Consider the following 21,537-nt stretch of genomic DNA (forward strand, 5'->3'; position numbering starts at 1 on the left):
GAATTAACGCGAGGTAACGGCAATGAAAACTGCAAATGCCATCGATACGCTGCGCGACTTAGCGGAGCAGGATCTCGAACGCGCTGCCATCTATTTAGGCGATATGCGTCGCGGCCAGCACGCCGCGAACGAGCAGCTGACGATGCTGCTCGACTATCAGGACGAATATCGCAACAAGCTCAACGATGACATGTCGTCGGGCATTGCCAGCACCCGCTGGACCAACTATCACCAGTTTATTCAGACGCTGGAAAAAGCGATTGAGCAGCACCGCAACCAGCTTAATAACTGGAATCAGCGGCTGGAACAGGCGCTGATCAACTGGCGTGACAAACAGCAACGGCTGAACGCCTATCAGACGCTGATTACGCGCGCAGCGGAAAATGCATTACGACAGGAAAACCGTCTCGATCAGAAACGGATGGACGAATTTGCCCAACGGGCCGCATCGAGGAGAGGTGAATGATTACGCTGCCAAACATTGCTATGAAAGCGACGGTAAAAACCGACGCAGAACCCTCAGTCTCAACTGACCCTGCTGCGGGTGCCGATGCCCTGCCGCAGGACTTTCTGACCGCACTGGGAAACCAGTTGCTCGGCCTGGCTAAACAGCAGGTAAAAGCGGCGCAATCCACTGACGTTAAAGCAGAAACTGCCGATGACGCCCGCCCGAAGGCCCCGCTGAATGCCCTGATGGCAGCACTGGAAAATCCTGCTGCGCTGACCGCTCTGTTTAAGCCGGAAAATATTAAAGGTGGGTCAAAATCAGCCGATGATAAAGACAAGCCGGACGTTGCACCCTTAAGCGCCAGCGATATGCAGAATATGCAGGCACTGTTCGCCATGTTACCGGGTGTAGCGGCTGTTACAGCCACCACGTCGACCCCGGTCAGCAGTGAAGCGGGCGAGATGATCGCCCAGACCGATACCGGCCGGAAAAGCCAGAGCTCGCTGACGCAACTGCTGAACAGCGCGCAGCAGAGCCACGCACCGGGCGAAGATGAAAAGTCTGATGCCAGAAGCGACGCACAGAGCAAACCTGCCGTCACCACTGCCGCCAGCCAGAGCAACAACACGGCGCAGAGTGCGACCAGCAGCGGCCTGACGCTCGACAGCAGTTTCCAGCAGGCGCTGAGCAATATGGTTAAGCAGGATGATCAGGCTGCGATTAAAGCCAGCATCAGCGATAACGCGATCAATGCTACGCCAATCGCCACCGCCAGCAGCCTGCCTGCGCCGGTGACCGCCTCCGCGACCACCAGCACACCGTCAACGCCGATGCTGAACTCACAGCTGGGCAGCGACGAGTGGCAGCAGGCGCTGAGTCAGCAGATTGTGATGTTCAGTCGCAACGGCCAGCAGAACGCGGAATTGCGTTTACATCCGGAAGACCTTGGCGCTATCCAGATCAGCCTGAAACTGGATAACGACCAGGCACAAATTAATCTGGTTTCCAGCCATAGCCACGTCAGAGCAGCACTGGAAGCCGCGATACCGCAGTTGCGCAGCGCGCTGGCAGAGAGCGGTATCAACCTGGGCGAGAGTCAGGTGAGCAGTGACAGTTCCGCGCAGGGCCAGCAATTCCAGCAGCAGCAGGAGGCGCGCCGCGATGGACAACATGGCCGCTTCTCCCTCACCCAGGACAGTGACACCGACATTACGCCGATCGCCGTTCCCGCCGCCCTTCAGGCTCGCGTTAACGGCAACAGCGCCGTCGACACTTTCGCCTGACAGCGGCAAACGCTGAAGGTAAGCGTAAAACCCGCGTCTTTTCTACCCATTGGTTTGACTTAAGACGCGGATAATCTGTCTCGTGAGCCGAGAGGCTTGCCCATAATTCACAGGAAGTAACTGCACCATGTCTGATAACGCGAAAGCAAAAAAAGGCAGCAAACGTAAACTCTTAATACCAGTGCTGCTCATTTTGACGCTGGCCGCTTGCAGCGTGGCAGGCTATGCAGTCTGGCGAATGATGAATAAACATGAGGGCGATAAGCCTGAGGTGGCGAAAGTTGAACCGCCTCCCGCTCCGGTCTTTTTTGCACTTGATACATTTACGGTTAACCTGGTCAATCCCGACAACGATCCCGACCGCGTGCTTTACGTAGGCTTTACCCTGCGTCTGGCCGATGAGGATACCCGGCGTCGGATGAACGACTATCTGCCTGAGGTGCGCAGCCGTTTGCTGCTGCTGCTCTCGCGTCAGAGCGCTGCGGCGCTGGCGACAGAGCAAGGAAAGCAGGCGCTTGTTGAACAAGTCAAACAGGCGCTGACACCCCCGCTGGTAAAAGGTCAACCTCCGCAGGCTGTAAACGATGTGCTGTTTACTGCCTTCATTTTGAGGTGAATCAATGGGCGATAGCATTCTCTCCCAGGCTGAAATTGACGCCCTTTTAAACGGCGACAGCGGCAGTGCGGAAGAAGAAAAGAAACAAAACGGACCGGAAGGCGATATTCGTCCTTACGATCCGAACACCCAGCGCCGTGTGGTTCGCGAGCGTTTGCAGGCGCTGGAGATTATTAATGAGCGTTTTGCCCGTAGTTTCCGTATGGCGCTGTTTAACCTGCTGCGCCGTAGCCCGGATATCAGCGTCGGGGCGATCAAGATTCAGCCGTATCACGAGTTTGCCCGCAATCTGCCGGTGCCAACCAACCTGAACCTGATCCACCTGAAGCCGCTGCGCGGCACCGCGCTGGTGGTGTTTTCACCGAGCCTTGTGTTTATCGCTGTCGACAACCTGTTTGGTGGCGACGGACGTTTTCCGACCAAAGTCGAAGGCCGTGAGTTTACCCATACCGAGCAGCGCGTTATTCGCCGCATGCTGAAGCTGGCGCTGGATGGTTACAGCGACGCATGGAAGGCCATTTATCCACTGGACGTCGAGTATGTACGTTCAGAGATGCAGGTAAAGTTCACCAACATCACCACTTCACCGAACGACATCGTGGTTAACACGCCGTTCCAGGTGGAGATTGGTAACCTGGTGGGTGAGTTTAATATCTGTATCCCGTTTTCAATGATTGAACCGCTGCGCGAGCTGCTGGTGAATCCACCGCTCGAAAACTCACGTCAGGAAGATAACCACTGGCGCGACAACCTGGTCAAACAGGTGCAGCACTCTGAGCTGGAACTGATCGCTCACTTTGCCGAAACCTCACTGCGTCTGTCACGGATTTTGCAGTTGAAACCCGGTGATGTGCTGCCGATTGAGAAGCCGGAACGCATTATCGCCCATGTCGATAGCGTCCCGGTCTTAACCAGCCAATATGGCACGATGAATGGTCAGTACGCGCTCCGTGTCGAACACCTGATTAACCCGATTTTGAATTCGCTGAACGAGGAACAGCCCCATGACTGACAGTAATAAACCGTCTGACGATATCTCTGCGGACGATCTGTGGGCTGAAGCGATGAATGAGCAGGTCGGCAGCGGCAGTGCGCCGCAGACCGACGAAGTCTTTAAATCATTCGACAGCGGCAACGTCGCTGGATCGCTGCAGGATATCGATCTGATTATGGATATCCCGGTGAAACTCACCGTGGAACTGGGTCGCACCAAAATGACCATCAAAGAGCTGCTGCGTCTGGCGCAGGGGTCAGTGGTGGCACTGGATGGCCTGGCGGGTGAGCCGCTGGATATCCTGATCAACGGTTATCTGATTGCTCAGGGTGAAGTGGTGGTGGTGAACGACAAATATGGCGTGCGCATCACTGACATCATCACCCCATCTGAACGTATGCGTCGCCTGAGTCGCTAAAGAGTTACATTATGAATAGCCAGAATCAAACGCTGCAACCGGCTGCACCGCACGCTCAGGCGATCTCGACCGGCTCCATGCTGGCCCAGGTCAGCAGCGTGTTAGCCGTGATTATCTTATTGATTCTGGCCTGCGCCTGGCTGGCACGCCGTGTCGGGTTCGCGCCGAAAAAGGTCAGCGGCCAGGAGCTTAAACTCACAGCCAGCGTCTCAGTGGGCCAGCGCGAGCGGGTGGTGATTGTCGATACCGCTAATGCGCGTCTGGTGCTGGGGGTCACCGCACAGCAGATTACCCATCTGCATACTCTGCCGCCGGGTGAACCGGTCTCTGTGACGCCGGCTAACAGTGCGCCACAGGATTTTCGTCAGCTGTTACAGAACCTGGTTAAACGTCCCGGAAAACCACAATGATGCGTCGACTGCTTCCTTTATTGCCACTGTTGTTACTGGCACCGGTTGCCCATGCCCAGCTGCCGGGTCTGGTGAGTCACTCGCTGCCGAATGGCGGTCAGAGCTGGTCACTGCCGGTACAGACGCTGGTCTTTATCACTGCGCTGACCTTTATTCCGGCCGTGCTGCTGATGATGACCAGCTTCACCCGTATCATCATTGTGTTTGGTTTACTGCGTAACGCCCTGGGCACGCCCTCTGCGCCGCCTAACCAGGTGCTGCTCGGACTGTCGCTGTTTCTGACCTTCTTTATTATGGCGCCGACTTTCGACAAGATTTATCAGGATGCTTACCTGCCGTTCAGCCAGGACAAGATCAGCATGGAAGTGGCGATTGATAAAGGTGCCCAGCCGCTGCGCGAGTTTATGCTGCGTCAGACCCGTGAAGCGGATTTAGCCCTGTTTGCCCGTCTGGCGAATACCGCCCCGATTGCCGGTCCTGAAGCGGTGCCAATGCGTATTCTGCTGCCTGCCTATGTTACCAGCGAGCTGAAGACGGCTTTCCAGATAGGTTTTACCGTCTTTATTCCGTTCCTGATCATCGACCTGGTGGTTGCCAGCGTGCTGATGGCGCTGGGGATGATGATGGTCCCGCCAGCGTCCATCGCGCTGCCGTTTAAACTGATGCTGTTTGTTCTGGTCGATGGCTGGCAACTGCTGGTCGGTTCACTGGCGCAAAGCTTCTACTCCTGATCCCCCTTTTCTTACCGGAGCAACATATGACACCCGAATCAGTAATGGTAATGGGACAGGAAGCGATGCGCGTCGCCCTGATGCTGGCCGCCCCGCTGCTGCTGGCCGCACTGGTCAGCGGTTTGCTGATCAGCCTGATCCAGGCCGCGACCCAGGTCAACGAACAGACCTTATCCTTTATTCCTAAGATTCTGGCGGTTGCCACTACCGGTATCATTGCCGGCCCGTGGATGCTGAATCTGCTGCTGGACTATATCCGCACCGTCTTTACCAACCTGCCTTACATCATCGGCTGATGATTACTCTCGACAGCAGCCAGCTGGTTCAATGGGTCAGCCAGTTCTTCTGGCCTCTGGTGCGCATCATGGCGCTATTCGCCACCGCACCGATCCTCAATGAACGATCCGTCAGCAAACGTGTCAAAATCGGTCTGGCGGTAATGATCACCTGGCTGCTGATGCCGCTGTTACCTGCGGTCAATGTCACCCTGTTTTCCCCTGAAGGCTTCCTGCTACTGATTCAGCAGATGCTGATTGGTATTGCACTCGGCTTCACCATGCAGTTCGCTTTTGCTGCCGTGCGCCTTGCCGGGGAAGTGATTGGTTTACAGATGGGCATCTCATTCGCCACCTTTTTCGATCCTGGCAGCCGTCTTAACATGCCGGTGCTGGCCCGTTTTCTCGACATGCTGGCAATGTTGCTGTTCCTGACCTTTAACGGACACCTGTGGCTGATCTCGCTGCTGGCGGACAGTTTTCATACGCTGCCGATTGGCGGGCAGCCGCTAAATGCCAATGCGTTTATGGCGCTGGTGAAATCTGGCGGATTAATTTTCCTTAATGGCATGATGTTAGCGCTGCCCTTAATCGTTTTGTTACTCATGGTAAATCTGGTACTGGGTTTGTTAAACCGTGTTTCACCACAGTTATCAATCTTCGCAATTGGCTTCCCGATTACCTTATCAGTCGGAATTTTAACCATCAGCTTGCTGATGCCTCTGCTAGCCCCGTTCTGTGAGCATTTGTTCGGTGAAGTATTTGATTTACTCGCCGTGTTCCTGACAGAACTATCCCGTCCCTGAACATTAAGTTTCTAACTATCTTTGCATAACGATACTTAAGTATCGCAAAACCATCCGTGCATTTTCCGAACCATGTTTTCCAGAATGCAACTAAGGAAATTCTGATAAACGTGCGGAGAGTCTGAAAATAATTCTTATTAAACCGGGCTTCGCGTATTTTAGTGGGGTGGTTCACAGGAGCGGTCAGACTGTGAATGTGCAGGCAAAATCGACAAGACACTGAATTTACAAGAAAAAAATCTTTAAGTGATTTTTCTTGTTAAAAAATGTTTTTTCCGGCATTGTCAACGCACGCTGAGACATCACACTTTCGTAAAACAAATGTTTTTGAGAATTGTCCTATCAGAAAACTCCTCGTTTTCAAGGATAGTGACCTGGCTCCCAAAAAAATGAGTCTTACTTAACCTCCGACATTTCACTGGCATTCCCCGCCATGGCCGGAGAATGTGTGACGTCATGGCAGCACAAATTTTTTGCAGAACGGGTCAGGGATGAAGACTTTTACGGGCGTTTGCCTGTTGCCAAACTGCACGAGCAGAATAAAAAAGTACCTAAGAAATCTCTCTCGTACCGCAACGCGTATTCATCGTTGATTTAAACGGATAACAAATTGGTGAGGGTCGCTATTATGCCAACTATTATTATGGATTCCTGCAACTACACACGCCTGGGATTATCAGACTACATGTCTTTAAAAGGAGTTAAGAAGAAGAATATCTCTTCTGTCTCCGATATTGAGCAACTACAGCAAAAATGTGAGCAATTAAACCCTGGTGTCGTCTTTATTAATGAAGATTGCTTCATTCATGAATCCGATTCCAGTGAACGTATCCGCAGCATTATTACGCAGCATCCTGATACGCTGTTCTTTATATTCATGGCGATTAGCAATATCCATTTTGAGGAATATCTCTACGTTCGTAAGAACCTGATTATTACATCAAAATCGATGAAGACATCGACCCTGGACTCCTTACTCAGCACCTATTTGCAGAAGAAGCTTAACCAGTCTGCGCGTATCTCTTCGGGCATGGATGTACATCCATTAACGCTGAGCCAGACTGAGTCAAACATGCTGAAGATGTGGATGTCAGGTCATGATACCATCCAGATCTCAGATAAAATGCAAATTAAGGCCAAAACGGTATCGTCACACAAAGGTAATATTAAACGCAAAATCAAAACCCATAATAAGCAGGTTATTTATCATGTGGTGCGTTTAACGGATAATGTGACTTCAGGTATTTACGTTAATATCCGCTGATCATAACATCTGAAGAACCGGCCTCTCTGGCCGGTTTTTTTTTGCCCGGAATTGCGATCCAGATCTCACTCTTACCGCTAAGCCTTTACGCTCTTTTGCCGATGTTATGCCTTATAACAACAGCCTCAAGAGAGCAAGGATATGAACACTGCACGAGATAATAATGGACAAAAAAGCGCAGGCATCTGGCAGAATCTCCGCCTGGTGCCGCTGTTTAGCCTGATCTTCGGCGGCATTTTGCTGCTGTTCGCACTCTGTATTGGTGTCGCCAGTTACTTTCTGATTTCCGGCAATCACTCCCTCGATGATGCCACGGACGAAATTCAGGTTCGTATGGGCCTCTCTAACAGTTCAAACCACCTGCGTACTGCGCGCCTGACCATTATTCAGGCCGGTGCCGCCGCGCGTATTGGTGAAATGGACGAGTTTCGCGCCAATATTGCCGCCGCCGAAAAACGGATCCAGCAGGCAAAAGATGGCTTCGCGATTTATCAGGCACGTGAAGTTAAGACGCCCGCGGATATGGAACTGGATGCCACGCTGCAGGCTCGCTTCAACGATTACATTACCAAAGGCCTGATACCGATGATTGAATCCGGTAAACAGGGCAGCTTTGAGGGCATCATCGCTCAGGAGACCGATGTAACCCGCAAGCTGGATGACGACTATAACGCGGTGTTGCTGAAGGCGATCAAGATCCGAACTGATCGCGCCAATGCCATTACCGCCCAGGCCGATCAACAGTCGCGCATCGGCTTTATCTCTATGGCCGTGGCATTCAGTGCCGCCCTGGTGCTGGTGCTGTTGACCTTTGTCTTCCTGCGCCGCGTGGTGATTAGTCCGCTGCGTCAGTCGGTGCTGCGTATCGAACGCATTGCGCAGGGTGATCTGACCTCCGCTCCCCTGCCCCATGGCCGCAGCGAGATTGGTACGCTCATCCATAACCTGCAACTGATGCAGCAGGCGCTGGTAACCACCGTTGGTACGGTGCGTGAAGGCGCCGTCGCGATTTATCAGGGCTCCAGCGAAATTTCAGCCGGCAACACCGATCTCTCTTCACGCACCGAGCAGCAGGCTGCGGCACTGGAGCAGACCGCAGCCAGCATGGAACAGCTTACCGCTACGGTGAAGCAGAACGCCGAGAATGCGCATCACGCCAGCCAGCTGGCCGCGGATGCCTCGGGCAAAGCGCGCAGCGGTGGCGAGCTGGTGAGCAGCGTCGTGAAAACCATGACCAATATTTCCGGCAGCTCGAAAAAAATCGCTGAGATCACCAACGTCATTAACAGTATTGCGTTTCAGACCAACATCCTGGCGCTGAATGCGGCGGTAGAAGCGGCGCGTGCCGGTGAGCAGGGTCGTGGCTTTGCGGTGGTGGCCAGCGAAGTGCGTAATCTGGCCCAGCGCAGTGCGCAGGCGGCGAAAGAGATTGAATCGCTGATTGCTGAGTCCGTCACGCTGATCAGTGACGGTTCGCATCAGGTTGGCGCAGCCGGTAGCACTATGGGTGAGATTGTCGAAGCCGTACGTCGCGTTACCGATATTATGTCGGAGATCGCGGCGGCGTCAGACGAGCAGAGCCGTGGTATTCAGCAGGTGAGCCAGGCGGTCACCGAAATGGATAACGTCACCCAGCAGAACGCCTCACTGGTGGAAGAAGCCTCCGCTGCAGCGGCCTCGCTGGAAGATCAGGCGGGTAAACTGACGCAGGCGGTCGCGGCATTCCGCCTGCAGGACACCCCTGCAACCGCAGGTGTGGCTGCACGCGTCTCTTCACCATTAAAGACACCGGCTCTGGCTCCCCGTCCGGCGCTGGCAGGCGGCAGCGATAACTGGGAAACCTTCTGAGGTCATAGCGGTTAAACGTCAGCGGCTGATGTCAGCCGCGTAATCTCCGACAGCAAAAAGCCGCCTTTCCGGCAAACGGAAAGGCGGCTTTTTTATTGCGCGTCAGGCTCAGGCTTCCTGGTAAGGCTCGACGAAAATGCCATCCGGCTGGTGGGTCTCGTTAAAAAACCAGATGCCCAGCGGATAATCTTCCAGCGCCACCAGGAACATGGTGCCTTCATTAAACGGCTCCATAGCCAGAATGGTGCCAACACGACGCGGGCCGCCATCGGTTTTGACGCTGACGCGGTCATTTATCTTCATTTCGGTTCTCCAGATTATTGACTGAGTACAGTCTAAACGAAGAACCGTGGTGATGCAGCGCGTTAGCGACGGGCAATGACCCAGACGGCGTGGATGATACCGGGGATATAACCACAGAGTGTCAGCAGGATGTTCAGCCAGAAGGCGCCGCCAAAACCAACCTGCATAAACACGCCCAGTGGTGGCAGCAGAATAGCGATAATAATTCGTAAGATGTCCATAACCATTCCTTTAGGTATTGATAAAAATCAGCTTTATCGTTAACTATAGCTGAATCTGCTCTGTTTAGTCGAAAAGTCAGGTAAATCTGAGTAAGGAGAAATTTTTGCAATTCCTTAACATTTCACCGCAAGACTTCTTACGCGTCAGACCTTTAAACTCTTCTCACTGCACCACCCCATAGGTGCAGCCAACCTGAAAGTAACAAGGATTTTGCCCGCGCAGCGCGGGCTTTTTTTTGCCTGCGATCTCTTCGCTCCCGCCTTTCTGCCCTGCGTTCTATACTGATTACTCTGTTTGCTCTCAGGAGTCAGAAAATGACAGACGAAAAACAGCACGGCGATGCTCAGCCATCCGATCTGCAGATTGATGTCGAAGGTTTACTGGCGGCGATTCAGGCCAGAACGTCGGGAGAGGTACGGGAGTATATGGAGCAGGATCAGACGCCACGGCTGGAAGTAGAAGGCCGGGTTTTCCACTCCTATAGCGAACTGGCGGAGGCGTTTGAAATTGATATTTGTGATTATCGCGCCTATGAAGCGAACCGCTGAAATCGATTTCAAAAAAAAACCCGGCGGGAAGGCCGGGTAAAAATTCAATTCGTTACACCAGGGAATTCTTAACACCCCTGCAGATTACCCTTTCCCGACTCCGAAACAAGCATCAGATATGCACGTTTCTGCAACCGATCGGGTAATTATGGAGCGTCTGTTACCAAAAACATCGCGCCCGCCAGTCACTTAGCCCTGCACACTTCTTGCATACCCACTTTTACTGCGGTTTCGTTTTAAGAATTATCCTGGATTTCCAGCCGGCGTGGCAGGAAAAAAAGTGTGAGCCATATTCAACTATAATATTGAAAAATCGCCGCTTTAGTCGCGAATGTGATGAAAGGAGCCCGTAAATGCCCGATCTCCACCAGCCGTTAATGATAATTACCGATCTGGATGGTTCGTTACTCGACCATCATACCTATCGCTGGGATGCGGCCACCGAATGGCTCACCACGCTCAGGCAGTACGCTGTTCCGCTGGTGATCTGTTCCAGTAAAACGGCAGCCGAGATTATTCCGCTGCAAAAAAGGCTTGGCATCAGCGGTTCACCGTTTATTGCTGAAAACGGTGCCGTGGTGCAAACGCACGATCAGCAGCGTATCCGCCTGCCCGATAACACACTGACCTATGACGCTATCTGCCAGCGGCTGGCTGCCTTGAAAACAGCGTACCGTTTTACCGGCTTCTATGACTTCTCTGATCCGGAAGTGGCCTCGATGACCGGCCTGAGCGAGGCGGATGCAGAACTGTCGCGTCAGCGCGATGCGTCAGAAGTGATTGTCTGGCGCGACAGTGACGAGGCGTTTGACCAGTTCCATGATGCGTTACGTGCAGAGGGCCTGGCCCTGACCCAGGGCGGGCGTTTCTGGCATGTGATGCCTGCGGGCAGCGGCAAAGGCGAAGCCCTGCGCTGGCTGCTGGCGCATTCACCCGGTGAGGCACGCGTGACCATCGGACTGGGTGACGGCCCTAACGATGCGCCGATGCTGGATGCGGTTGATTATGCGGTCGTAATTAAGGGCTACAGTAAAACACCGGTGACACTCAGCCGATCCGATCAGCAGCAGATCTATCACACGGCTCACCATGGCCCAGAGGGCTGGCGTGAAGGGCTGGACTATTTTTTGACTCAACCTCAATGAGCTGCCCACGGGCATTAAAAGGATGATGCGATGAGTGACTTTTATCAGAATGGCGTAATCACCAACTTTCACAACCTCACCCACCGTAGCGTGGAGTCGCTGGAAAAAGAGATGGTACGCTTTGCCCGCAAACGCAAAATGGGGCTGATCCTGCCATCGCTGTTTTCCGAACTTGAAGGCCCGGCGCTGACGAAAATCGTCGATGAGCTGGCTAAAGTGCCCTATCTGGATGAAATTGTGATTGGGCTGGATCGCGCTGATCGTGACCAGTTCCTGTTTGCCCGCGAGTTTTTCTCCCGTCTGCCGCAACGGCATCGCATTCTGTGGAACGATGGCCCGCGTCTGAAGGCGATTGATGCCGAGCTGGATAAAGAGGGTCTGTCACCCACTAATCCCGGCAAAGGACGCAACGTCTGGTTCTGCACCGGCTATACGCTGGCGTCAGACCGTACCAGCTGTGTCGCGCTGCATGACTGCGATATCGTCACCTATGAGCGCGGAATGCTGGCACGCCTGCTCTACCCGGTGGCGAACCCGGCATTTCAGTATGAGTTCTGTAAGGGGTTCTACGCGCGCGTCGCGGATGGCAAGCTTAATGGCCGCGTGGGACGTCTGCTGGTCGGGCCGCTGCTGCGATCGCTGCAGAAAGTTTATGGCCATTCAGAATATCTGGAGTATCTGTCGAGCTTCCGCTATCCGCTCTCCGGGGAGTTCGCCATGCGGACGCATGTGCTGAACGGGATTAAAATCCCCGGTGACTGGGGGCTGGAGATTGGCGTGCTGTCAGAGATTTATCGTAACTACACCACCCGCCAGTCGTGCCAGGTTGAGATCGCCGATAACTACGATCACAAGCATCAGCCGCTGGCTGAAGATGACGGCACCGGCGGCCTGAAGCGCATGAGCAGCGATATCGTCCAGTCACTGCTGCGCAAGCTCGCCACCATGGGTGTGCCGCTGACCAGCGACTCGTTCCGGGTGCTGAAAGCAACCTATTATCGTAATGCGCTGGATATGATGGAGACCTATAACCATGAGGCGGCGATGAACGGGCTGAAATTTGATCAGCATGTGGAAGAAGCAGCGGTAGAGATGTTTACCCAGTCGATTCTGGAAGCGGGTCAGGCGTTTATTGAGCGTCCTAACGATAAGCCATTTATACCGAGCTGGAGTCGCGTCCAGTCAGCCTTCCCGGATGTGCTGCAGCGGATCTATCAGGCGGTTGAAGAAGATAACGACGGTAACGTCTGAAAACAGGGCGGCACAGGGAGCGTGCCGGGCCAGAAAAAGCAGAAACCGGGCCTGGCGGGTCGCAGAACCCACAGGCCTGACACTGTCAGCCCGCCAGTTGCTGCGCAGGATTCAGAGCGCAGAGTTCATCGCTGCGAAAGGCTTCGCTGCGCACGGCATAGCCGTCATACCAGCGGCACTCCACCATGCCACTCGCGTAGCCGGTCACCACCATCGTCTGCCCCTCTTCCTTATGCTGTACTTCTTCACTGATTGCGAAAACCATGATGCGCTCCTTTTATTAACCTGAGTGTTATTAACCTGAGTGATTATTTTCTTTATAGCAGGCGAATAACGTTCCTGCCTGTTAAGGCACGCAAAAAAAGGGCAAATTCGGAATTAATCAGCTGGATATGCGGAAAATAAAAAAAGCGGATAAAAAAACTTATCCGCTTTGATGAAGTATTGACGCTGACGTCAGATTTTACAGCCTTCGCAATCGGCTTCGTCGCCGAGATCATCCGGCACTTCGCTGGCTTTTTTCTCTGCTTTCGCTTCAGCCTGCTCCAGTTGTGCGTCGATATCAAATTCAAACATGTCGTCGTTCATCGTCATTCTCCTGACCGTAAATCACAGTGCGCTTTATACCGATTTTCCGCGCACTCTGGCAATAAGGTTGACCACTAACAGCACGATCGACCCAATGATAAAGCCGAGCACCAGGTTTGCGCCGTTGCTGAGCAGCATAGCGATCCAGCCGCTGAAGCCACTGCTGACTTCCTCGATCAGATGATGCAGTGGTGCGATGCCGTGCACCACAATACCGCCGCCGACCAGGAACATGGCGATGGTACCGACCACCGAGAGGATCTTCATCAGCCAGGGCGCGGCAGTCAGCAGCACGCTACCCAAGCCCTGCGCAAGGCGTGACGGTTTTTCACGCAGCCAGAATCCAAAGTCATCAATTTTGACGATGGCCGCCACGATGCCGTAAACGCCCACCGTAACCAGAATAGCGATGCCCGCCAGGATAATTACCTGGTTGAGCAGCGGCGATTCCGACACGATGCCTAAGGTAATCGCGACGATTTCAGCTGACAGAATGAAATCGGTGCGCACCGCGCCTTTGATCTTCTTCTTCTCAAACTCTGCCGCATTCTGATTCGCCAGCGAATCGAGTCGCTGCTGACGCGCTTCCGGTGATTTGCTCTGCTTGTCATGCTGCAAACTGTGCATCACCTTCTCCACGCCTTCGTAGCAGAGATAGGCACCGCCAATCATCAGCAGCGGCGTAATCAGCCAGGGCGCAAACGCGGAGATAATCAGCGCCAGTGGCACCAGGATCAGTTTATTAAGAAACGATCCTTTGGCAACGCCCCATACTACCGGCAGCTCACGGTTGGCTTTCACGCCGCTGACCTGCTGAGCATTCAGCGACAGATCGTCGCCCAGTACGCCAGCGGTCTTTTTCGCCGCCACTTTCCCCATGACGGAAATATCGTCCAGAAGTGTTGCAATATCATCAAGTAAAGTCAGTAAACTGGTTCCCGCCAAAATCTTATCCTTAGTCTGGTTCGTTATGTTGACAACATGGGCAGCGCTCAATTTCCGTAACGGTCATCTCGGCGATGCCCTCACAATCCCACTCTACCCGCACCGTCTCGCCTGCTGCTCCTTCAGCATGCAGATATTTGCTGACCGGGCTTTCGGTCATGCCGGTGATCTCCTCCGTGGCGACAAGCCTGTCACCGCAGTAAACCCGCGCGGTCGCTTTGGTATTCACCATCCGCTCGTCACGAATCTGGTAAAGGCGTTTTACCGTCAGTTTTATGCTGCTCATTTCAGGCTCCTGGCCACGGAGAAAGCGCAGATCTAACCAATTATGTCTGTGATTAGCAATCGGCGTTGTAATGATGAATGCCCTGATGGTCGACTTCGGCACTCTCCGGCATCGCCAGCAGCCACTCCTCCAGCCGCTCCAGCAGGTCCTGATCCGTCAGGCGCAGTTTGCCACGTAGCGCACACTCCCAGATGATCAGCACTTTCCAGCCGCTCTCCTGCAGCTGGCGCACATAACGCCGGTCACGTTCAACGTTGCTGTTGATTTTTCCGGTCCAGAATTCTGTGCGCGTCGCCGGCAGTTTAAACAGATAGCAGTGATGACGATGCCAGAAGCAGCCATGAACAAAAATAATTGCCTGATGTTCTGTCAGAACGAAATCGGGCCGTCCCGGCAGGTTTTTATCCTGCACGCGAAAGCTGAACCCCCGATCTTTCAGCAGCAGCGCAATACGTTGCTCAATGGCCGTATCCTGAGCGCGAATGGCACGCATATTTTTGCTGCGTATTTCGCTGGAGTGAACATCAGCCATAACCTCTCCTTTTTTGCTGGTACTTCAACTTTAGCCTGCGCCACGAAAAGTGAAAGCCGCCGCCCGACGACTTCACACAGTGCGCCGCAAAAACAGAACATTCCGGGGGGCTGGCACAGGGCACATCCAGGCAATTTCCTCACAGCGTCTGGAGTGATAGCATAGGCGCCTTACTGTTAAGGAAAAACGCATGCATCCCGCCGCCCTCGCTGAACCACTCTCTGCTGCACTTTCATCTGCTGATGCGTCTGAACTCTTTCAGCAGGTGCTGGCAATCTATTCGGTTCGTGATCTCACGGCCCGCCTGCAGCAGGCAGGATTTTCCTGCTGGACGCCGGCACTCCTGAACCGGATTCGTCAGGGTAAAACCGCCCTGCCACCGCTGTGTGAGGCGGAACTGTCGCTGTTACAGGGGCTGCTGCCGTCCCGTCCCGTCCCGTCCCGCCCATTATGATAATCCTGAATTTCGTTTTATCGATCTCTTTGCCGGTATTGGCGGCATTCGTAAGGGGTTCGAGGCGATCGGCGGCAAGTGCGTGTTCACCAGTGAATGGAATAAAGAGGCGGTCCGCACTTACAAAGCCAACCACTACAGCGATCCGCTGGAGCATCACTTCAATACCGATATCCGCCAGGTCACCCAGCCGGAAGGTCTGACCGACGATGAAGCGATATACCGCGCGATTGACGCGGCGATCCCCGATCATCAGGTGCTGCTGGCCGGTTTTCCCTGCCAGCCCTTTTCGCTGGCGGGCGTCAGCAAGAAAAATGCGCTGGGCCGTGCACATGGCTTTGAGTGTCAGGTACAGGGCACGCTGTTTTTCGATGTGGCCCGTATCCTGGCCGCCAAGAAGCCGCCATTCTTTGTGCTGGAGAATGTGAAAAACCTCAAGAGTCACGACAAGGGCCGCACCTTCGCCATTATCATGGAGACGCTGGATGAGCTGGGGTATGACGTTGCGGATGCGGGTGCCAGCAGCCCGGATGCCAAAGTGATCGATGCGCGTCACTTCCTGCCGCAGCATCGCGAACGCATTGTGCTGGTGGGTATTCGCCGTGACCTGAAAAAGCAGGATTTTACGCTGCGTGATATCCGCCGTTTCTACCCGGCGCAGGTACCCAGCCTGCAGAGCCTGCTGGAGAGTTCGCCGGACGACAAATATATCCTGTCACCAGTGCTGTGGCGCTACCTCTACCAGTATGCGAAAAAACATAAAGCCAAAGGCAATGGCTTTGGCCTCAACGATCCGCGTAATCCTGACTGCTGCGTGCGTACGCTGTCAGCGCGGTTTTTTAAACACAATTTAATGAAACTAACATGCTCTCAATATCTTTCTGAAAAATATAGTTTTTTGATAATTTCATTTCAAATTTTTATATGCGCAAAATATCAAAACGAATTCAATTACGTTGAAATGAACATTTACACATACTAATATTAGCATGTATAATTTTCACCCACAGCGCCATGTTTAATTAAGATATATGGCTGAATATCAAATATTGATGCTATGAAAGGTAATTTATGGCTAATGTACAGAAGGCATTTAGGCCTAAAGCTAGAATCATGGAGCTTTTAGGCGAACAACTAATAAAAAACCATACTCTAGCTTTATTTGAGTTAATAAAAAACTCATATGATGCAGATGCTTCATACGTTAAGTTATCGCTAAATAACATCAATACTGAAAATGCTAGTATTGAAGTAGTTGACGATGGCATTGGTATGGATTTAAAGACAGTTCTTGACATTTGGATGGAACCTGCACATGGTCATAAATCTATTTTTAGAGAGCGGGGGCAGCGAACTGCAAAAGGTCGTTTGCCTGTTGGTGAAAAAGGTGTTGGTCGATTTGCAGTGCATCGTTTAGGCAAAAAAATATTAATGTCTACTCGTGCTATTGATGAGGAAGTTGTCACGGTAGAAATTGATTGGGATAAGTTTTCCAAGTCAGAGTATTTAGATGAAGCTTATATTTCAATTGAAACAAGCCCTCCAGAAATAAAAAAATCAAAAAAAACAGGAACGAAAATAGTCATAAGTGATCTTAAACAAGAATGGAAGAGAGGTGATGTACGGCGTCTATATCGTGCAGTTTCTTCAATGACCTCAGCCAACTTATTTAAAAAGGAAAATAATAACGATAGCTTTATTGTTGAATTTAACCTCAATCCCGAATCGAAGTGGCTTGATGATCTTTTTGATCCTGAATTGGTAATCTCACAAGCACTCTTTGAGTTTAATTTCAAAGTTGATGATAATGGGTTAACTTATTCCTATAATTTCAATCCTTACCCAGCATTAATTGCCGACTATAGTGGTTTGATTGAGCCTAGAACTGTAGAGGTACATCTTGATAACCCAGAGTTTTTTAGATTCTCACCTACAATAAATGAAAAATCCAGAAAGAAAAAAAACAGGGATGAAAGATTTTCTCTTATTGAATGTGGTATAGGTCCTATAGAAGGAAAAATACTAGGTTTTGACCTAGACAGAGTTTTATATAATAGATATTTAAAAGACGAAACAGGTGGACTCAGCGAGTATCTCAAAGCCCAGGGAGGGTTAAAAGTCTATCGAGATAATCTTCGCGTTTATAACTATGGAGAGCCCGGCGATGATTGGTTAGGGCTAGACCATCGAAGAATTCAAAATCCCACAAAAAGAATGGGAAACCAGCAATTATTAGGTGAGATACATCTTGAACTTGATAAAAGTTTGGCATTAAAAGAAAAAACAAACCGTGAAGGGTTCGTAGAGAATAATGCTTATAATGAATTCATACATGCATTATTATCTGTAATGGCGCAGTTTGAAGCAGAAAGAAATAAAGATAAAAGAATTTTAAAAAAAGCTATTGAAACAAAGCCCGGTGGTGATTTTCGAGGTTCTGATAAAAGGAAGAGTACTGAAGAACTCTTAGATGAACTAAAGCAGGAAGTTATTTCTGATAAAAACACTTCTCCAAAAGTCGAAACTTTGGTAAGCCAAGTTATTGTATCCTTCAAAGAAACTCGAGATGCTATGCTTTCCTCAGCTGGTGCTGGCTTAGGCTTAACAACAGTATTTCATGAGTTAGAACGTGGGATTCGCAATCTCCATATGGCGATAATGGAAGGTGTTGATAACAAGCGATTAGAGAGCATCTCAGAAGAATTAGTATCATTGCTGCAAGGCGCAATGTACATGGTAAGCAAAAAAGAAAAAGAAAAAATTTCCGCCTCCAAACTTTTAACCCAGTGTGTTAACACTCAATTACGACGTTTTAAAAGACATAATATTAAGTTTCTACCGGGATTTAATAACAGCGCAAATCTTGACTTCGATATTACTGGCGTTAGAAGGATGTTTACGAGCGCGATTGTTAATATAATCGATAATGCTATTTATTGGATGGATAGTGATTCTGAAGATGAGCGTTATCTTTGGATTGGGTTAAGTTCAGAGTTTGAAGGGCCTGCGATAATAATTGCAGATAACGGCCCAGGATTTATAGATAGTGGTGATGAATTAATTCAGCCATTCTTTACCCGAAAACCGGCAGGAATGGGTATTGGCCTATATTATGCTGATATGGTGATGAAGGCACACTCCGGAAGATTGTTGTTTCCGGAAACTCACACTATTGAATTACCTAAAGTAACAAATGGTGCCTGTTTGGCTCTCGTTTTTAATAAGGACAGCAAATAATGTTTTTCAAATCAATTTCATTAATAATTGATGATAAAGAAAGCGATGGGAACTTCATTAGTGCTTATCTTAATAAAAATTTTATTCCGAGCATATTTTACTGTTATGACTCTAGTAAAGAATGGGATGATTCCCACGAAAAAATTTCTGGAGTGAGAACAATTTTTCAAGATCTATCTTTAATATCCACTTCAAGCCCCAACGCAACCGATTTTGATGCTGCAACTGACACCATACAAAATTTATTAGATGTTAATAATGGACCGTGGCTACTAATAACATGGTCAACCTGGGCTGAAAGTGAGAGTGATTCTGACTTTCCTAAAGATTTATTCAATCATTTACAAAATGAATTACCGGTTGCATTACGCCCATTTGATTACATTACAATAAATAAATCTATTTTTACTCCTGGTAACGATCATAATCCTGTTTCAGAACCAACTAATGAATCTTTGACTGAACTTCATCATTTAATTGAAGTAAAGCTTTCTGAAAGGCATGGTTTAAAGTATCTAATTGGGTGGGAACAAGCGGCTAAAAAAGCCGTATATTCAGCTTTAACAGAACTTACAACTATTGCAAATGGTCATATTGAAAGCAATAAAGTACTGCACAAAATACTCGATAATATTGCTTCATCAGCAACGGGTAAAAGTACCTGCCCTATTGCTTTAAATTCTGGGGCTAGTGAAACTTTAAGCGATATTATTAAGGATAAAATTGAGAATCAGATACCAAATAACGTTGATGATTTTACTAAAGTGATACAAAACGCTCAAGAAAATCGCGATTTAGATATGAGTGGGCTTAGTAAATGGAAAGAGGCAATTAATAAGGCTATTCACTTTGATACTTCTGAAAAAATTAACAGAACTCATAAACCAGGTATGCTTTATGATGTTGATTCTAGAGTTTTAAACTCACAAATTAGCTCGTTCCCGGAAACGTTTAATTCAACGGAACAACTATCAAAATTTAAAAGAAAGAACTTTTTTGAATTCCTTACTGAAGAGTCTTCAGTTAAACGTGAGGTGAGTACTCGATCACATTTAATTTTCCTAGACATTACGCCCCCATGCGATCATGCTAACAATAAAGCCGAGTGGAATAAATATATTGTTGGGCTTCTATTAAATGAACAAGATTCTAAATTCTGTAAATTTATACAAACTACTCGGGATGAAACAGGAAATATCCGGAAGAGAGATGAATTCGGAAGTAGACTTATAAATGACAACCTAATTTTATTGCCCAAATTTTCATATGGCTCTTCTATTACACCTGTATTTAGGATTGTGCTAAATGCTAAACTCGTTTTTTCAATACCTACAAACAAAACTCAAACATGCCTGAATGGCATGCAGACTTTGAGAATTAGAGAAAATATGCTTGCAGACATTAGAAGCTGGTTTATTAAGCAAGCAACTAGGCCAGGAGTAGTTGAACTTAGAGATTAACATTAATAGTAAGCCCACTCCTTACGGCCTGGGCTTTGTTAATTTATTTATTTACAACTTTAATTATTAACGGATAGAGCATTTCTGCTATTGCCGAAAACATAGGCACGATAACTGAATTCCCGAATTGTTTATATGCTTGAGTATCAGAGACAGGTATTTTGAATTTTTCCTCTAACGGTTTTTCGAATCCCATTATCCTTGCGCATTCTCTTGGAGTTAGACGCCTTGGCCTTTTATGCATATTATGAATGTCATTAAAATCTAACTCACCTATTTCCTTGTTCCAACCACGATCAATTAATATTTCCGAACCATCTTTATAGTAACGTGCGGAAAGAGCTCTAGTAATACTGCTGGGATTCTCAGGATCAACAAGACCAAACCCAAAACCATTCCCTTTAGCACGATGCTTTTCTGCATAGCGGTATAAATAGCTCCAGAGTGTTTTAGATAAAATATATTTATCATTTTCTTTTTCATCCAACAATTCTTTTATTGTTGGTTTGTTAACGGGGAAGTAGTTAAAAATATTGCTTAAAGTAAAATCATGTGCAATATTTAAATCCTTTCTAAATCCAACAATTACGATTCGCTCGCGATGATGAGGGAGGAAGTTTTTACCATCAATAACTTTTGGATCTTTCTCATTCAAATATTTCTCGTCACTAATTTCATACCCTAAGTCATTTAATGTTTTTAAAATAACTTGAAATGTTTTTCCACTGTCGTGACTCTTTAAGTTTTTAACATTTTCAAGTACAAATATAGCTGGTTTCTTCACATATAAAATTCTGGCAATATCAAAAAACAATGTGCCTTGAGTATCACACTCGAATCCATGTTTTTTTCCTAATGAGTTTTTTTTACTTACGCCTGCTAAGCTAAATGGTTGACATGGAAATCCAGCCAGAAGAACATGGTGATCAGGGATTAATTTTTCAATATTACTATATGCCTGCTCTTCCGGGAGGTTAGTTCTATTACTTAAAGTCACTTCTCTTATATCACGATTAAAAATATGCTTTTCGGGGTTGCAATACCAGTTTGCTTTGTAAGTTTTTACAGCATACTTATTCCACTCGCTAGTAAAAACACATTCACCTCCAATGCTATCAAAGCCACTGCGCAATCCACCAATACCTGCGAACAAGTCTATAAACTTAAATTCATATCTATGATGGCTTGGGGGTGGTTGTGGTAGCATTGATTTAAGAGCATTCAGCTCACAAAATGACAGTAATTTTTGTGTGCATTTACCATTTAACCATCGATTAAGTGTTTCCCTAGACCATTCTTTTTTAGAAGCAGCTCGTAAGGTTTGAGCTACATCATTCTGACTATAGACTTCAAGCAAAGATTTAACAAAATCAAGCTGTTCTCGCATATTTTCATAGTATGTATCTTCATTAGCGCTGGCTGAACCAGCATATAAACTATTGATATTTAACATCTTTACGCCTTGCTGGGTAA

Annotated in this window: 24 protein-coding genes and 1 pseudogene; 17 read left to right on the forward strand and 8 right to left on the reverse strand. The window is 49.1% G+C overall.

What is annotated here, in order from left to right:
- The first annotated feature begins 22 nt into the window (after window positions 1-22).
- From fliJ to NR195_RS06610, 11 genes are all read left to right on the forward strand, one after another.
- Window positions 23-466, forward strand: a complete 444-nt coding sequence (gene fliJ, locus NR195_RS06560; RefSeq protein WP_003854478.1) for a flagellar export protein FliJ — start codon at window positions 23-25, stop codon at window positions 464-466.
- On the forward strand, window positions 463-1,731 hold the full coding sequence (locus NR195_RS06565) for a flagellar hook-length control protein FliK (protein ID WP_256844312.1): 1,269 nt from the start codon (window positions 463-465) through the stop codon (window positions 1,729-1,731). Before fliJ ends, NR195_RS06565 begins: the two co-directional genes overlap by 4 nt.
- A gap of 127 nt (window positions 1,732-1,858) precedes the next feature.
- Window positions 1,859-2,347: a flagellar basal body-associated protein FliL gene (gene fliL, locus NR195_RS06570; RefSeq protein ID WP_033778945.1), complete on the forward strand. Its 489-nt coding sequence runs from the start codon at window positions 1,859-1,861 to the stop codon at window positions 2,345-2,347.
- 4 nt (window positions 2,348-2,351) lie between these two features.
- Window positions 2,352-3,359 (forward strand): flagellar motor switch protein FliM, encoded by a 1,008-nt coding sequence (gene fliM / locus NR195_RS06575; RefSeq protein ID WP_003854473.1) that lies wholly within the window; start codon window positions 2,352-2,354, stop codon window positions 3,357-3,359.
- On the forward strand, window positions 3,352-3,759 hold the full coding sequence (gene fliN / locus NR195_RS06580) for a flagellar motor switch protein FliN (protein ID WP_010247669.1): 408 nt from the start codon (window positions 3,352-3,354) through the stop codon (window positions 3,757-3,759). The genes fliM and fliN overlap by 8 nt, the downstream gene beginning before the upstream one ends.
- An 11-nt stretch (window positions 3,760-3,770) precedes the next feature.
- Window positions 3,771-4,169 (forward strand): flagellar biosynthetic protein FliO, encoded by a 399-nt coding sequence (gene fliO / locus NR195_RS06585; RefSeq protein ID WP_033769337.1) that lies wholly within the window; start codon window positions 3,771-3,773, stop codon window positions 4,167-4,169.
- The gene (gene fliP, locus NR195_RS06590) at window positions 4,169-4,900 is read left to right on the forward strand and encodes a flagellar type III secretion system pore protein FliP (RefSeq protein ID WP_010247675.1); all 732 of its coding nucleotides are present in this window, start codon (window positions 4,169-4,171) and stop codon (window positions 4,898-4,900) included. The genes fliO and fliP overlap by 1 nt, the downstream gene beginning before the upstream one ends.
- A 26-nt stretch (window positions 4,901-4,926) precedes the next feature.
- Entirely contained in the window at window positions 4,927-5,196 is a 270-nt protein-coding gene (fliQ, locus tag NR195_RS06595) for a flagellar biosynthesis protein FliQ (RefSeq protein WP_003854466.1), read from the forward strand.
- Window positions 5,196-5,981: a flagellar biosynthetic protein FliR gene (gene fliR / locus NR195_RS06600; protein WP_010247683.1), complete on the forward strand. Its 786-nt coding sequence runs from the start codon at window positions 5,196-5,198 to the stop codon at window positions 5,979-5,981. Before fliQ ends, fliR begins: the two co-directional genes overlap by 1 nt.
- Before the next feature lie 628 nt (window positions 5,982-6,609).
- Window positions 6,610-7,245, forward strand: a complete 636-nt coding sequence (rcsA, locus tag NR195_RS06605) for a transcriptional regulator RcsA (RefSeq protein WP_010247685.1) — start codon at window positions 6,610-6,612, stop codon at window positions 7,243-7,245.
- Window positions 7,246-7,386: 141 nt separating this feature from the next.
- A complete protein-coding gene (locus NR195_RS06610; RefSeq protein WP_256844313.1) occupies window positions 7,387-9,093 on the forward strand; it encodes a methyl-accepting chemotaxis protein in 1,707 nt (568 codons plus the stop codon).
- 108 nt (window positions 9,094-9,201) lie between these two features.
- Here NR195_RS06610 and dsrB read toward each other — a convergent pair whose 3' ends face one another.
- Together dsrB and NR195_RS06620 are read right to left on the reverse strand one after the other, a co-directional pair.
- Complete coding sequence (gene dsrB, locus NR195_RS06615; RefSeq protein WP_256844314.1) at window positions 9,202-9,396, reverse strand: protein DsrB; 195 nt, start codon at window positions 9,394-9,396, stop codon at window positions 9,202-9,204.
- Between the two features lie 62 nt (window positions 9,397-9,458).
- On the reverse strand, window positions 9,459-9,617 hold the full coding sequence (locus NR195_RS06620) for a YqaE/Pmp3 family membrane protein (protein WP_010247691.1): 159 nt from the start codon (window positions 9,615-9,617) through the stop codon (window positions 9,459-9,461).
- A 315-nt stretch (window positions 9,618-9,932) separates the two neighbouring features.
- Here NR195_RS06620 and NR195_RS06625 point away from each other — a divergent pair, with 315 nt between their 5' ends.
- The 3 genes from NR195_RS06625 (at window position 9,933) to NR195_RS06635 (ending at window position 12,562) form a co-directional block, all read left to right on the forward strand.
- Window positions 9,933-10,166 (forward strand): DUF2525 domain-containing protein, encoded by a 234-nt coding sequence (locus tag NR195_RS06625; RefSeq protein ID WP_010247694.1) that lies wholly within the window; start codon window positions 9,933-9,935, stop codon window positions 10,164-10,166.
- Between the two features lie 353 nt (window positions 10,167-10,519).
- Window positions 10,520-11,311: a mannosyl-3-phosphoglycerate phosphatase-related protein gene (locus tag NR195_RS06630; RefSeq protein ID WP_256844315.1), complete on the forward strand. Its 792-nt coding sequence runs from the start codon at window positions 10,520-10,522 to the stop codon at window positions 11,309-11,311.
- Window positions 11,312-11,341: 30 nt separating this feature from the next.
- Window positions 11,342-12,562: a glycosyl transferase gene (locus NR195_RS06635; RefSeq protein WP_010247700.1), complete on the forward strand. Its 1,221-nt coding sequence runs from the start codon at window positions 11,342-11,344 to the stop codon at window positions 12,560-12,562.
- An 85-nt stretch (window positions 12,563-12,647) separates the two neighbouring features.
- Here the strand turns inward: NR195_RS06635 and NR195_RS06640 are convergent, their stop codons facing one another.
- The 5 genes from NR195_RS06640 to NR195_RS06660 all read right to left on the reverse strand — a co-directional run bounded on the left by NR195_RS06640 (window position 12,648) and on the right by NR195_RS06660 (window position 14,913).
- A complete protein-coding gene (locus tag NR195_RS06640; protein WP_010247703.1) occupies window positions 12,648-12,827 on the reverse strand; it encodes a YodC family protein in 180 nt (59 codons plus the stop codon).
- A 191-nt stretch (window positions 12,828-13,018) separates the two neighbouring features.
- The gene (locus tag NR195_RS06645; RefSeq protein ID WP_003854444.1) at window positions 13,019-13,150 is read right to left on the reverse strand and encodes a hypothetical protein; all 132 of its coding nucleotides are present in this window, start codon (window positions 13,148-13,150) and stop codon (window positions 13,019-13,021) included.
- 33 nt (window positions 13,151-13,183) lie between these two features.
- Window positions 13,184-14,095 (reverse strand): DUF808 domain-containing protein, encoded by a 912-nt coding sequence (locus NR195_RS06650; RefSeq protein WP_033758176.1) that lies wholly within the window; start codon window positions 14,093-14,095, stop codon window positions 13,184-13,186.
- A 10-nt stretch (window positions 14,096-14,105) separates the two neighbouring features.
- Complete coding sequence (locus tag NR195_RS06655) at window positions 14,106-14,381, reverse strand: hypothetical protein (protein ID WP_010247711.1); 276 nt, start codon at window positions 14,379-14,381, stop codon at window positions 14,106-14,108.
- Between the two features lie 52 nt (window positions 14,382-14,433).
- Complete coding sequence (locus NR195_RS06660; RefSeq protein WP_010247714.1) at window positions 14,434-14,913, reverse strand: very short patch repair endonuclease; 480 nt, start codon at window positions 14,911-14,913, stop codon at window positions 14,434-14,436.
- Window positions 14,914-15,103: 190 nt separating this feature from the next.
- On the opposite strand from NR195_RS06660, the pseudogene dcm (NR195_RS06670) reads away from it, so the two are divergent.
- From dcm (NR195_RS06670) to NR195_RS06680, 3 genes and pseudogenes are all read left to right on the forward strand, one after another.
- Window positions 15,104-16,211, forward strand: a pseudogene (gene dcm, locus NR195_RS06670) (DNA (cytosine-5-)-methyltransferase); the annotation flags it as partial.
- 227 nt (window positions 16,212-16,438) lie between these two features.
- On the forward strand, window positions 16,439-18,604 hold the full coding sequence (locus tag NR195_RS06675) for an ATP-binding protein (protein ID WP_167423374.1): 2,166 nt from the start codon (window positions 16,439-16,441) through the stop codon (window positions 18,602-18,604).
- Window positions 18,604-20,064 (forward strand): hypothetical protein, encoded by a 1,461-nt coding sequence (locus NR195_RS06680; protein ID WP_256844316.1) that lies wholly within the window; start codon window positions 18,604-18,606, stop codon window positions 20,062-20,064. The genes NR195_RS06675 and NR195_RS06680 overlap by 1 nt, the downstream gene beginning before the upstream one ends.
- A gap of 43 nt (window positions 20,065-20,107) precedes the next feature.
- Here the strand turns inward: NR195_RS06680 and dcm (NR195_RS06685) are convergent, their stop codons facing one another.
- Complete coding sequence (gene dcm, locus NR195_RS06685) at window positions 20,108-21,517, reverse strand: DNA (cytosine-5-)-methyltransferase (RefSeq protein WP_305848813.1); 1,410 nt, start codon at window positions 21,515-21,517, stop codon at window positions 20,108-20,110.
- Window positions 21,518-21,537: the final 20 nt, after the last annotated feature.

Source organism: Pantoea sp. Ft-CA_14, from assembly GCF_024520875.1.
GTDB classification, from domain to species: domain Bacteria; phylum Pseudomonadota; class Gammaproteobacteria; order Enterobacterales; family Enterobacteriaceae; genus Pantoea; species Pantoea agglomerans.

Excerpts from the sequence above, each read along its gene's own strand:
- fliJ (WP_003854478.1), top strand. The coding sequence starts at position 23 with ATGAAAACTGCAAATGCCATCGATACGCTGCGCGACTTAGCGGAGCAG.
- NR195_RS06565 (WP_256844312.1), top strand. The coding sequence starts at position 463 with ATGATTACGCTGCCAAACATTGCTATGAAAGCGACGGTAAAAACCGAC.
- fliL (WP_033778945.1), top strand. The coding sequence starts at position 1,859 with ATGTCTGATAACGCGAAAGCAAAAAAAGGCAGCAAACGTAAACTCTTA.
- fliM (WP_003854473.1), top strand. The coding sequence starts at position 2,352 with ATGGGCGATAGCATTCTCTCCCAGGCTGAAATTGACGCCCTTTTAAAC.
- fliN (WP_010247669.1), top strand. The coding sequence starts at position 3,352 with ATGACTGACAGTAATAAACCGTCTGACGATATCTCTGCGGACGATCTG.
- fliO (WP_033769337.1), top strand. The coding sequence starts at position 3,771 with ATGAATAGCCAGAATCAAACGCTGCAACCGGCTGCACCGCACGCTCAG.
- fliP (WP_010247675.1), top strand. The coding sequence starts at position 4,169 with ATGCGTCGACTGCTTCCTTTATTGCCACTGTTGTTACTGGCACCGGTT.
- fliQ (WP_003854466.1), top strand. The coding sequence starts at position 4,927 with ATGACACCCGAATCAGTAATGGTAATGGGACAGGAAGCGATGCGCGTC.
- fliR (WP_010247683.1), top strand. The coding sequence starts at position 5,196 with ATGATTACTCTCGACAGCAGCCAGCTGGTTCAATGGGTCAGCCAGTTC.
- rcsA (WP_010247685.1), top strand. The coding sequence starts at position 6,610 with ATGCCAACTATTATTATGGATTCCTGCAACTACACACGCCTGGGATTA.
- NR195_RS06610 (WP_256844313.1), top strand. The coding sequence starts at position 7,387 with ATGAACACTGCACGAGATAATAATGGACAAAAAAGCGCAGGCATCTGG.
- dsrB (WP_256844314.1), bottom strand. The coding sequence starts at position 9,396 with ATGAAGATAAATGACCGCGTCAGCGTCAAAACCGATGGCGGCCCGCGT.
- NR195_RS06620 (WP_010247691.1), bottom strand. The coding sequence starts at position 9,617 with ATGGACATCTTACGAATTATTATCGCTATTCTGCTGCCACCACTGGGC.
- NR195_RS06625 (WP_010247694.1), top strand. The coding sequence starts at position 9,933 with ATGACAGACGAAAAACAGCACGGCGATGCTCAGCCATCCGATCTGCAG.
- NR195_RS06630 (WP_256844315.1), top strand. The coding sequence starts at position 10,520 with ATGCCCGATCTCCACCAGCCGTTAATGATAATTACCGATCTGGATGGT.
- NR195_RS06635 (WP_010247700.1), top strand. The coding sequence starts at position 11,342 with ATGAGTGACTTTTATCAGAATGGCGTAATCACCAACTTTCACAACCTC.
- NR195_RS06640 (WP_010247703.1), bottom strand. The coding sequence starts at position 12,827 with ATGGTTTTCGCAATCAGTGAAGAAGTACAGCATAAGGAAGAGGGGCAG.
- NR195_RS06645 (WP_003854444.1), bottom strand. The coding sequence starts at position 13,150 with ATGAACGACGACATGTTTGAATTTGATATCGACGCACAACTGGAGCAG.
- NR195_RS06655 (WP_010247711.1), bottom strand. The coding sequence starts at position 14,381 with ATGAGCAGCATAAAACTGACGGTAAAACGCCTTTACCAGATTCGTGAC.
- NR195_RS06660 (WP_010247714.1), bottom strand. The coding sequence starts at position 14,913 with ATGGCTGATGTTCACTCCAGCGAAATACGCAGCAAAAATATGCGTGCC.
- NR195_RS06675 (WP_167423374.1), top strand. The coding sequence starts at position 16,439 with ATGGCTAATGTACAGAAGGCATTTAGGCCTAAAGCTAGAATCATGGAG.
- NR195_RS06680 (WP_256844316.1), top strand. The coding sequence starts at position 18,604 with ATGTTTTTCAAATCAATTTCATTAATAATTGATGATAAAGAAAGCGAT.
- dcm (WP_305848813.1), bottom strand. The coding sequence starts at position 21,517 with ATGTTAAATATCAATAGTTTATATGCTGGTTCAGCCAGCGCTAATGAA.